The organism is Streptomyces sp. NPDC020192 (assembly GCF_044388685.1).
Classification (GTDB): domain Bacteria; phylum Actinomycetota; class Actinomycetes; order Streptomycetales; family Streptomycetaceae; genus Streptomyces.
On sequence record NZ_JBIRXG010000110.1, the window covers coordinates 1 to 2,354 of the forward strand.

Genomic DNA, 2,354 nt, shown 5'->3' on the forward strand with positions numbered 1-2,354 from the left:
CCCCTCTACTCCACCGTCACCACCGAACCCATCGACGGCACCACACTCAACGCCAACTACTGGTACACCAACCTCCGCCAAACCGTCCGCTTCGAGGAGACCGCCCGTCGGCTTCTGGCCCAAGGTCACGGGCATTTCATCGAAGCGACCGCCCACCCTGTCCTCGCCCTCGCCGTCGAAGAAATCATCGAGGCGGCCGGTGTCGAAGCCCGTGTCACCGGTACGCTCCGCCGGGACCACGGCGGCCTAGCCCAGCTCCACACCGCCCTCGCCACCGCGTGGACCCAGGGCGTGGACGTCAACTGGGCGTCACTGCTGACTGGTTCGCGCGTGGGACGGGTGGATCTGCCGACGTATCCGTTCCAGCGCCGTCGATACTGGCTCGAGCCGGGTGTCGCGCCGATAACCGCCGCCGCGAGGGCGGTGGCGGTGGACGACGGGGAGAGCGGGGAAGCGGCCACCGCGCTCGCGCGTGCCCTGGCGGGTGCGACCGAGGCGGGCCGTGAGGCTCTTCTGATCGAGCTCGTGCAGTCGCGTGTGGCCGCCGTGCTGGGGCACGAGGCGCCGGAGACGGTCGACACGGACCGCGCGTTCAAGGAGTTGGGCTTCGACTCGCTCACCGCGATGCAGTTGCGCAATCGGCTGAACGCGGCCACGGGGCTACGGCTGCCGGCCACGCTCGTGTTCAGCCATCCCAGTCCCAAGGCTCTGGCCCAGTACCTGGCGGGCGTGCTGCGGCCCGACGAGGGCGCCGCCGCGCAGCCGCCCGTGCTCCGGGACATCGATCTGCTCGAGGACAGCCTGTGGGCACAGTCCTTCGACGACGCGACGCGTGGACTGGTCGCCCGGCGGCTGGACGCGCTGCTGCGCCGCTGGAGCAGTGGGGCCGCCGACGGCACCGGCCCGGAGGGCGAGCTCGATGCCGTCGCTCTCGACACCGCCTCCGACGACGAGCTCTTCCAGATCCTCGACGAACAGCTGGGCAATGCCTGATCCGCTCCGCGGTGATCCCTTCTCGACGTACAGGAGTTCTCCGGGATGGCAGACGTGGTGAACAACGAAGACAGGCTGCGCGATTACCTGAAGCGGGCCACCGCCGACCTGAGCAGGGTACGTCGGCAGCTCCAGGAGACGGAGGCCGCGAGCCGCGAGCCCATCGCGATCATCGGCATGGCCTGCCGGCTGCCCGGTGGTGTCGACTCCCCCGAAGGCCTGTGGGAGCTCGTTGACTCCGGCACCGATGCCATCGCCGGGTTCCCGCTGGACCGCGGCTGGGACGTCGAGGGGATGTACGACCCCGACGCGGAAGCTCCGGGCAAGACATACGTCAAGGAGGCCGGATTCCTTTACGACGCCGGTGAGTTCGATGCCGGTTTCTTCGGGATCTCACCGCGCGAGGCCGTGTCGATGGACCCGCAGCAGCGGTTGATGCTGGAGGCCTCGTGGGAGGCGTTCGAGCGGGCGGGTCTCGATCCGGCGCGGCGACGCGGAACGGCCACCGGCGTGTTCGTCGGCGCGACGGCCACGGGCTATGTCTCGCCCGCCGCCGAGGTGCCCGAGGGCGCCGAGGGATTCGCCATCACCGGCAACATGACCGCCGTGACCTCGGGCCGGATCTCGTACACGCTGGGGTTGCAGGGCCCGGCGGTCACGATCGACACGGCGTGCTCGTCCTCTCTCGTGGCGCTGCATCTGGCATGCCAGTCGCTGCGGCAGGGCGAGTGCACGATGGCGCTGGCCGGTGGCGTCACCGTGATGCCCACGCCGACGGCGTTCACCGAGTTCAGCCGCCAGCGCGGGCTGGCCGCCGACGGCCGCTGCAAGTCCTTCGCCGCGGCGGCCGACGGAACCAACTGGGCGGAGGGCGTCGCGGTGCTCGTCGTCGAGCGCCTGTCGGACGCCGTCCGCGACGGCCACCGGGTGCTGGCCGTCGTACGCGGCTCCGCGATCAACCAGGACGGCGCCAGCAACGGGCTGTCGGCCCCCAACGACCTAGCCCAGGAACGGGTGATCCGCCTGGCGCTCGACAACGCCGGTCTCTCCACGGGCGACGTCGACGCGGTCGAGGCCCATGGCACGGGTACGACGCTGGGCGACCCGATCGAGGCCCAGGCGCTCCTCGCCACCTACGGCCAGGGACGCCCCGCGGAACGCCCGCTGCACCTGGGTTCCCTCAAGTCCAACATCGGCCATGCCGGCCCGGCCGCCGGGGTGGCCGGGATCATCAAGATGGTCATGGCCCTACGCCACGGCGTCCTGCCCCGCAGCCTCCACATCGACGAGCCGACCCCGCAGGTCGACTGGTCCTCCGGAGCCGTCTCCCTCCTCACCGAACCCATCCACTGGCCCGACAC

General features: G+C 70.7%; 2 protein-coding genes. Both read left to right on the top strand.

The genetic code is table 11. From position 1 onward, the window contains the following. A partial coding sequence (locus tag ACH47Z_RS47050) for an acyltransferase domain-containing protein (RefSeq protein ID WP_399086775.1) occupies nt 1–993 on the top strand: 993 nt, incomplete at its 5' end. Nucleotides 994–1,047: 54 nt separating this feature from the next. Beyond that, a partial coding sequence (locus ACH47Z_RS47055) for a type I polyketide synthase (RefSeq protein ID WP_399086779.1) occupies nt 1,048–2,354 on the top strand: 1,307 nt, incomplete at its 3' end.